This window comes from Nonomuraea sp. NPDC052265, from assembly GCF_044547985.1.
Taxonomy (GTDB): domain Bacteria; phylum Actinomycetota; class Actinomycetes; order Streptosporangiales; family Streptosporangiaceae; genus Nonomuraea.
This window is the reverse complement of the sequence record NZ_JBIUBJ010000056.1, coordinates 1-6,798: the sequence shown is the minus strand read 5'-3', so window position 1 is coordinate 6,798 and position 6,798 is coordinate 1. Positions and strand designations below refer to the sequence as shown.

At 70.3% G+C, this 6,798-nt stretch carries 14 protein-coding genes; 5 read left to right on the top strand and 9 right to left on the bottom strand.

What is annotated here, in order from left to right:
• Window positions 1–87: 87 nt before the first annotated feature.
• Entirely contained in the window at window positions 88–420 is a 333-nt protein-coding gene (locus ACIHAD_RS48685) for an IS3 family transposase (protein ID WP_397361720.1), read from the bottom strand.
• Window positions 417–776, bottom strand: a complete 360-nt coding sequence (locus tag ACIHAD_RS48680; RefSeq protein ID WP_397361719.1) for a transposase — start codon at window positions 774–776, stop codon at window positions 417–419. The genes ACIHAD_RS48685 and ACIHAD_RS48680 overlap by 4 nt, the downstream gene beginning before the upstream one ends.
• A 205-nt stretch (window positions 777–981) precedes the next feature.
• On the opposite strand from ACIHAD_RS48680, the gene ACIHAD_RS48675 reads away from it, so the two are divergent.
• From ACIHAD_RS48675 to ACIHAD_RS48665, 3 genes are all read left to right on the top strand, one after another.
• The gene (locus ACIHAD_RS48675) at window positions 982–1,209 is read left to right on the top strand and encodes a helix-turn-helix domain-containing protein (protein ID WP_397361718.1); all 228 of its coding nucleotides are present in this window, start codon (window positions 982–984) and stop codon (window positions 1,207–1,209) included.
• Between the two features lie 78 nt (window positions 1,210–1,287).
• A complete protein-coding gene (locus tag ACIHAD_RS48670; protein WP_397361717.1) occupies window positions 1,288–1,812 on the top strand; it encodes an RNA polymerase sigma factor in 525 nt (174 codons plus the stop codon).
• Window positions 1,809–2,291 carry a hypothetical protein gene (locus ACIHAD_RS48665; RefSeq protein WP_397361716.1) on the top strand — a complete coding sequence of 161 codons (483 nt, stop codon included), beginning with the start codon at window positions 1,809–1,811 and terminating at the stop codon, window positions 2,289–2,291. Before ACIHAD_RS48670 ends, ACIHAD_RS48665 begins: the two co-directional genes overlap by 4 nt.
• A 31-nt stretch (window positions 2,292–2,322) precedes the next feature.
• Here ACIHAD_RS48665 and ACIHAD_RS48660 read toward each other — a convergent pair whose 3' ends face one another.
• The 6 genes from ACIHAD_RS48660 to ACIHAD_RS48635 all read right to left on the bottom strand — a co-directional run bounded on the left by ACIHAD_RS48660 (window position 2,323) and on the right by ACIHAD_RS48635 (window position 4,904).
• On the bottom strand, window positions 2,323–2,463 hold the full coding sequence (locus ACIHAD_RS48660) for a hypothetical protein (protein ID WP_397361715.1): 141 nt from the start codon (window positions 2,461–2,463) through the stop codon (window positions 2,323–2,325).
• An 84-nt stretch (window positions 2,464–2,547) separates the two neighbouring features.
• Window positions 2,548–2,736 (bottom strand): hypothetical protein, encoded by a 189-nt coding sequence (locus ACIHAD_RS48655; protein WP_397361714.1) that lies wholly within the window; start codon window positions 2,734–2,736, stop codon window positions 2,548–2,550.
• Between the two features lie 242 nt (window positions 2,737–2,978).
• The gene (locus ACIHAD_RS48650) at window positions 2,979–4,034 is read right to left on the bottom strand and encodes a protein-L-isoaspartate O-methyltransferase (RefSeq protein ID WP_397361713.1); all 1,056 of its coding nucleotides are present in this window, start codon (window positions 4,032–4,034) and stop codon (window positions 2,979–2,981) included.
• A 29-nt stretch (window positions 4,035–4,063) separates the two neighbouring features.
• The gene (locus ACIHAD_RS48645; protein WP_397361712.1) at window positions 4,064–4,480 is read right to left on the bottom strand and encodes a lasso peptide biosynthesis B2 protein; all 417 of its coding nucleotides are present in this window, start codon (window positions 4,478–4,480) and stop codon (window positions 4,064–4,066) included.
• Window positions 4,477–4,641 (bottom strand): hypothetical protein, encoded by a 165-nt coding sequence (locus ACIHAD_RS48640; protein WP_397361721.1) that lies wholly within the window; start codon window positions 4,639–4,641, stop codon window positions 4,477–4,479. The genes ACIHAD_RS48645 and ACIHAD_RS48640 overlap by 4 nt, the downstream gene beginning before the upstream one ends.
• Before the next feature lie 125 nt (window positions 4,642–4,766).
• Window positions 4,767–4,904 carry a lasso RiPP family leader peptide-containing protein gene (locus ACIHAD_RS48635; protein WP_397194201.1) on the bottom strand — a complete coding sequence of 46 codons (138 nt, stop codon included), beginning with the start codon at window positions 4,902–4,904 and terminating at the stop codon, window positions 4,767–4,769.
• A 204-nt stretch (window positions 4,905–5,108) separates the two neighbouring features.
• On the opposite strand from ACIHAD_RS48635, the gene ACIHAD_RS48630 reads away from it, so the two are divergent.
• Window positions 5,109–5,579: a multiprotein-bridging factor 1 family protein gene (locus ACIHAD_RS48630; RefSeq protein WP_397361711.1), complete on the top strand. Its 471-nt coding sequence runs from the start codon at window positions 5,109–5,111 to the stop codon at window positions 5,577–5,579.
• A gap of 38 nt (window positions 5,580–5,617) precedes the next feature.
• Window positions 5,618–6,502 (top strand): hypothetical protein, encoded by an 885-nt coding sequence (locus ACIHAD_RS48625; RefSeq protein ID WP_397361709.1) that lies wholly within the window; start codon window positions 5,618–5,620, stop codon window positions 6,500–6,502.
• Here the strand turns inward: ACIHAD_RS48625 and ACIHAD_RS48620 are convergent.
• A partial coding sequence (locus ACIHAD_RS48620) for an RICIN domain-containing protein (protein WP_397361708.1) occupies window positions 6,486–6,798 on the bottom strand: 313 nt, incomplete at its 5' end. The two genes, ACIHAD_RS48625 and ACIHAD_RS48620, sit on opposite strands and share 17 nt — an antisense overlap.

Below are 6,798 nucleotides of genomic sequence, written 5' to 3'. Positions count from 1 at the left end.
GACTCGAAGTCCGGTCGACGAGAGTGCTCACTCACCAGCGGCTACCAGGCACCGAGTCTGCCAGCGAGGCCGACCCGGTAGGTCCCATTAGTCGAACGCGGCTTCTTCGGACTCCGCCCGGCCAGTGCCGAGTTCAACCATCCGCCTGGCCACTGTGTTCTCCGACACCCGCCAGCCCAGTTCACGCAGGTCCTGGGTGATCCGCGGTGAACCGTACGTACCGCCCGAGGCCGCAAACAGCCGCCCGATCTCCGCATCCAACCGGGCCCGCCGCTGCTGGCGGGCGGTCGGCGCGTCCTCCCCGATGCGGTTCTTCCACTTGTAAAACCATGACTGGGAGACCTCCAGCACCCGGCAGGAGATCGCGTGGTCGATGCCGTGGTCGGTCTTCTGGGAGCAGATGAAGGCCGCCACGCTCACCGGCCCATCGCCTCCTTCACCCACAAGACCACGGAACGCTTGAGGACATCACGCTCGTCCTCCAGCTCCGTGCGTTCCTTCTCCCAGGCCGCCTTCTCCTTGGCGTGCTGCTTGACCAGCTCGGCCTTCTCCCGCCGCAGCCGCGCCAGCTCCTCCTCCGCCGACTCCTTCAGCGTCCCGCCTCCGCTGTCGCCACCGGTCTGCCCTGCCGCGAGCCAGTCCATCTGCACCCAGTTGTACAGCGTGTACTCGTTGATGCCCAGATCCCGCGCGACGGGCTTGCCGGTCTCCCTGACGATCCTCACCGCCCCGGCCCGGAACTCCGGATCAAAGCGACGCCTCGTGGTTCCTGCCACGACCAAACCTCTCCCGGTTCGGTCTCCACGTTAAGAGGGGAAGCCCACATCGCTCAGCACAGTCCAGTGCTCGATGAGTTCATCCATGCCAAGCGGCGGACGTTCCATGCCCATAGATCCGCGCCGGCCCCTTGAGCATTACAGAAGGTCAGGCTAGGGATCTTCGAGGTTTGGCGGCCTATGACACGTTGGTTAACGGCACCCCTTGTTCCAGGAAATTAGCGATCTTGTCCGGCATCCACCATATGAAGAGTACAAGGGGGAGCTCGGCCGCCCTCCCTCGCTGGACGCGCACGGGGTGGAGATGGCCCGCGCGCTGTACGACATGAAGGGATCGGACGGTAAGCGACGCTACACCGTCCAGCAGATTGCTGATCGGCTCGGCGTCAGCCGCGCCACGATCTATCGGCATCTGGATCGCAGCTTGCGGTGACCATGCTCCGTAGGTGATCCGGGAACCGTGAACCTTCTTGGCTTCTCGCCCGACTGTGCAAGATGACGGGAGGACGAGATGACCGATGAGCTGCTGGTGGTGCGTGCTCAGCTGGGAGAGCGCGTGGCGCTGGCCGAGTTGCTGGTTCGTTGGCGGATGCCGGTGTGGATCTATGTGCGTCGCATGCTCGATGCTGACCGGGCTGACGACGTGACGCAGGAGATCTGGCTGGCCGTCGTCCGCGGCCTGCCTCGGCTGAGGGACCCGGGCCGGTTCGCGCCGTGGCTGTTCACGATTGCCCGGCGGTCGGTCACCGACCGGCTGCGCGGCGAGTACGCCCAGGCGGAGAAGACGTCCGGATTCGGCGACGTGGTCGTCGAAGACCCGGCTGAGGCCATGGTGGATCGCGCCGCGCTCGTGAGCGTGCTGTCAGCTCTGCCGGTGCTGGAACGGGAGATCCTCGTCCTGTTCTACCTGGAGGACCTGCCGGTGGAGGAGTGCGCGGACATTTGCCAGATCCCGGCCGGAACGGTCAAGTCCCGGCTCAACCGCGCCCGTCGTCTGTTACGTGAACACCTGGAGGAGAAGGGGTACCGGCCATGACAGAAGAACCGCGCCTGTCGGCGCAGGACATGATCGAGCACCTGGCGCCGGTGCTGTCGCTGAGAGTCCGGATCCGGGCGGTGGTGGCACTGCTGGCCGGTGTAGCCGGCGCGGTGTTCGTGGGCGCGTTGTGGTGGTCGGAGCCAGGACCGCTGCCCGGGCGCACGCATCTGGCGTTCGCGTTGTTCACCGTGTTCTGCCTGGCCTGGGCGACATACGGCGGGTGGCTGCTGACGCGCCGGGTTCCGCTGTTCGCCACCGATCGGGTGATCGCCGCCTGGATCGGCCTGGCCGCCTCGCTGGCCACCACGGCACTCGTGACCGTCGTAGCCGTGCAGCGTGGCACCGGGGCGGGGCTCGCCCTGGCGGTCGGGGGCTTGTTCGTCGCGGTGGCCCTGGCGCTGGCGGTGCGCGCCCATGCCCGGCGCGCGGCGCTGCTGCGCCGCATGCACGAGCTGACCGGCCGGGAGGAGCGGTGAACGCGCTGCAGACCAGTGGCCTGGGCAAGCGTTACCGGCAGCGGTGGGCGCAGTCCAGTTCGGGCAGCGCGGTGTTGAGCGCCTCCAGTTCCGCGCATCTCGGCCGCTGCTGACGAATCCCCGGCCAGCAGACCGCACGCGGCGCCCACACCTTGGCGCGCTGGCAGGGCATGAGCCTGGCCTTGCTCTCACGGTCCGGGCCGGAAATCAAGCACGGCGCCCATCCGCGGTGGTGGGCCCCGCCCTGATCTGGCTGTCAAAGTGTCTGGCCAGGGTCGCCTGGCGTCGCGAGGTCGGCGAGGTCGGCGAGCGCCCTGACTCGGACGAGCAGGGCGATGGTGCGGTCGATGGCTGAGGCGTAGGCGCGGTGCATGTTGGGGTTGGCGGTGGGGGCCGTGGCGAGGAAAGCGTCGAGGGCCGGATGGCCGGTGCCCCAAGGCGTCAAGCGGCCTACTTGCCTTACGTGCCTGACAAGATCACATCGCGTTGAGCTGCGGGAAGGGCTGCGAACCCAAGATAGCCATCGATGTTGGCCTCGGTGTTTCCCGGTGCCTCTTTCCCCGGCTGCGTTGGCGCGGTCTGACCTGGATTATCGAACGCTTTCTGAATGTGTTGGGCGATAAGCAACCTGCTGACCACGATCACCGGATCGGGCCCAGTCCGCGCGTGTCCGGGGCCCGCACGACCTCAGAGCGCAGGTGCTCCGACCGGCGGCGTGCCGACGGCCAGCGTGGGACGGACCGCCCAGCCGCCGTCGCCGTGGTGCAGCTCGGCCGTCATCTGGCCCAGGCCGGGCCTGCCCTGGCCGCGCCACTCCTGAACCCAGCCGGCGAGCAGGTCGCCGGCGCTGTCGTCTCCGGCGGCCACATGCCGGCCGGCGTCACGAGGGGTGATGAGGGCGATGCCGGTGGAGGTGGAGGCGCCGATGCGCCATACCGGGTCACCGAGCGCGGCCGTGGTCAGGCCCCCGGGCCGGGTGGCCAGCAGGAATGCGTAGAAGTCGGCGGGCTCCTCCCCGGCGACGAGCGGCCCCTCCACGGTGCGACCGGACGTCTGGAGCTCCTGCAGCAGGCGCCGGCCGGTGTCGCCCGAGCGCAGCCACGAGGCCGACAGCCACCACGGCTGCCCCTCACCGTCGTGGACGAGCGCGTCGACGTCGCGCGGCGGCACGATCCACTGGTCCAGGACGTGCGAGGTGGCCTCGACGAACCCCGCCTGCAGCAGCCCGTCCACCTCCAGCGCCTGGTCGTGCCCGACGTGAACGCGGACGACGAGGAAGGTCTTGGCCAGGTCCGTCACCTGGACCGGGACGACCATGACAGCCCCCGGAGCGGCGCGGCGAACCCACCCGTCGGGGATGCGCTCCAAAGTCGCCCACGCGATGACCCGGTCCACCTGCTCCCCGTCGTCACCGTCGGCGCCGTCAGCGGCCCGCAGGGTGACGTTGGCGCGGCCGTCCGCGTGTAGCCGCTGCCCGGCCCGCGTGATGAGAGCGGGGTCGATGTCGCTGGAGGTGACCCAGCCCCTCTCGCCGACCAGATGGGACAGCAGGGCGGTGGAGAAGCCCGACCCGGTGCCGACCTCCACGGCGCGCTGGCCGGGCCGCACGTCGAGCATGTCCAGCATGGTGGCGATGGTGCTGGGCGCGGAGGTCTGCGGCAGCTTGGAGCCGTCGTCCTCCAGGGTGTAGTGGGTCTCGCTGACGTGGTCGAGCGCGTGCTGGACGGCTGGGCTGACGGTCATCGCTACGACGGTTCCCCTCTGGTCGTTGGTCATATGCGGAGCAGCAGGTGGTACGGCCGGTCAGGATGCTGCGATTCGCCTGCGGCTCCCGTGGCGGTCTCGATCCAGGCGTGCGTGGCGTAGGGCTGCATGCGCGCCCCGATGCACACGTACACGCGCCGGCCCCGGACCGCCGCGGTCAGCATGGCGGCCACGGCGTTCTCCAGACAGGCGGCCCGCCCCGGCATCCAGTGTCCAGCCCACCGGGCGGCCTCGGCGGCGATTTGGGCTTGTGTCGGGGTGGCCGCGTGCCGGCACCGCCCGCCGAGCGTGCTGAGCACTTCGGACAGCACCGGGAACGGGAGCCGCATCAGGCCGGCGGTGAGCAGGCGCGCGGCCAGCGCCGAGAGCCGATCGGTGAGGCTGAGCCGATGCTCCACCGGCGGCAGGACCATGTGGCTCGTCATGGCCGCTCCTGCAGCAGGCCGTGCCCGATGAGCAGGGCCAGGTGGGACTCGGCGTCCCGGCGGGCGGTGGCCGGGTCGATGACGAAGCCGGCCAGCAGGGCAGTGGTCGCGATGTCGGCGGCCGCGGCGGCGTCGGCTCCGTCGGCCAGGGCGTGCCAGATGACGGCGGCGGACGGGTTGAGGCCGTAGACGCGGTCCTGATGGGTGTCCAGCAGGACCGCTCCCTCAGCGTCGGCGGTGGTGCAGCGTACGCCTCTACGGGCGTGCAGGACGAGGAGCTGGCGGGTTAGTTGTAGTACTTCTTCTTGTCGGCGGTGTCGTTCTCGGAGGAGCCGAGGGTGACGGCGCGGATGGTGCCGAGGTCGTGCAGGGCGGGAGCGGTGTAGGGCTGCGCCTGGGCGGGCTGGGTGGTGTCGTCGAACATGAGCGTTCTCCTTTCGGCCGGGGCCGTGTGGCCCGTCGCTCTCTACGACAGCCGACGAGGGTGGGCTTCGGCGAGAGTGTGCGCGCACCCTGCAAGATCATTTGCATTCCTCGCAAGTCGCACACCGTCAGGGCGAGATCACCTATGGTGGCCACGCGCGGCTGAGCTACGCTGAAGTTCCCCCGTCCAGGGCCGGTGACCTCGATGCTGGATACGCCACACAGCCCCGCACGTATCCCCACCGCGCTGCTCGCCGCGGTGAAGGCCGCGGACTACCCCCTCGTCGTCCGGCTGGCCCGCCAGCGGGCGAGCCTGACACAGGAGCAACTCGGGGCGGTGGCCGGCTACTCGGCTGCCACGGTCTTCCGCCTGGAGACCGGCCGGCAGCCCCTGCACGACATCGCCACGCTGCGCTGCCTCGCCCAGGCCCTGGCCATCCCGTGCGACTGGCTGGGCCAGGCTCAAGAACCGGCCTCCGGCCCCTCGCCCGCCCGCGCGTTCACACCCTCCGCCGCAGGGCCGGCGATTAGGGTGGATCCTTCAGCGGCAGGGGAGGAACAGAACGTGAAGCGCCGTCACTTCCTCGCCAGCGTGGCCGCCGGGCCCGCGCTGTTGAGCGTCACCGCCTCCGACACGGTCAGCGACACCACCACCGCACGTCTGGAACGCTCCTGACCGATCCCGGCACGGCCGCGCCCGCCAGCCTGGCCACCTTGACCGCCCAGCTCGGCAGGGCCCGCGCGGCGCTCGCCGCCACCAGCTACAGCGCGGCGTCGATGATCCTGCCATCCCTCATCCAGGCCGCCGAGACCACCGCCGCCGACGCCGCCGGCCGCGTCCGGGACCGGGCGCATGCGCTGCTCGCCGACGCCTACGTCCTGGCCGCCATGCTCGCCACCAAGGCCCACACCGACGCCGTGGCGTGGGTCGCCGCCGACCGCGCCCTGCGCGCTGCCCGCGCCTCCGGCGACGTGCTGGCCGTCGCCGGTGCGGCTCGGGAGGTGGCGATCGCCATGCGCCGGCAGGGACGCCATGCCAGCGCCACCGGCCTGCTGGCCGACACCGCGGCCCGCCTGGACGCCGGCACCGGCCAGACCGACTCCCTCGTGCTGGCCCGCTACGTCAACCTGCTCTGCACCGCCGCCTACGCCAGCGCCCAGGCCGGCAAGCCCCATGATGCCGACACCTTCATCAGCGAGGCCGAGCTCGCCGCCCGCCGGCTCCGCGCGGCGCCGCCCGCCCTCGGCATCCCCACGCCGGCCACGGTGGCCGCCTATCGGATCAGCATCCACAACGCCCTGGGCGACCCGAGCGCGTCCCTGACGGTGGCGCGGACGGTGGACCCTGGCCCAGTTGCCGACCTCCGAACGATACGCCAGGTACTGCATCGACACCGCCCGCGCCTGGGACGCCTTCGGGGACCGCGACCGTGCCGTCGACGCGCTGCTGGCGGCCGAGCGGGCAGCTCCGGAGGAGGTCCGCCGGCCATCGGTCACCGCGTTCATCTCCGCCATGCGGTACCAGCCCGGACGCGTCCCGCACCTGCTGCACGAGCTGGCGGCCCGCACGCAGAGCGTTTAACTAGGGAACGGCCTTGAGCAGCCAGAGCTCGTTCGTGTCAGTACCTGAGTCGAATTGCACCACGCGCGCGCCCGGGTCGGTGGAGGCGTTTGCGACTGCCAGCACCTTGCCTGAGTGCTTGGCGATGAGCCGGTAGACGCCTGCCTCGTGCTCCTTGAGGGACCAGATCTGGCTGGGGCTGCCGTTGATGCCCCACTGCATTGCGAAGTCGCCGCTCTCCTGCGTTCCGCGCAATTCGGGGGTTCTGGAGTCCGTCCCGAGCTGAAAGTGCAGGTCAACGGAGCGGAGGCTGGTGACGCGGGCGGATATGCCT

Bases quoted from the DNA above. Each gene is read 5' to 3' on its own strand.
- ACIHAD_RS48670 (WP_397361717.1), top strand. From the start codon at position 1,288: ATGACCGATGAGCTGCTGGTGGTGCGTGCTCAGCTGGGAGAGCGCGTG.
- ACIHAD_RS48665 (WP_397361716.1), top strand. From the start codon at position 1,809: ATGACAGAAGAACCGCGCCTGTCGGCGCAGGACATGATCGAGCACCTG.
- ACIHAD_RS48660 (WP_397361715.1), bottom strand. From the start codon at position 2,463: ATGCCCTGCCAGCGCGCCAAGGTGTGGGCGCCGCGTGCGGTCTGCTGG.
- ACIHAD_RS48650 (WP_397361713.1), bottom strand. From the start codon at position 4,034: ATGACCGTCAGCCCAGCCGTCCAGCACGCGCTCGACCACGTCAGCGAG.
- ACIHAD_RS48645 (WP_397361712.1), bottom strand. From the start codon at position 4,480: ATGACGAGCCACATGGTCCTGCCGCCGGTGGAGCATCGGCTCAGCCTC.
- ACIHAD_RS48635 (WP_397194201.1), bottom strand. From the start codon at position 4,904: ATGTTCGACGACACCACCCAGCCCGCCCAGGCGCAGCCCTACACCGCT.
- ACIHAD_RS48630 (WP_397361711.1), top strand. From the start codon at position 5,109: ATGCTGGATACGCCACACAGCCCCGCACGTATCCCCACCGCGCTGCTC.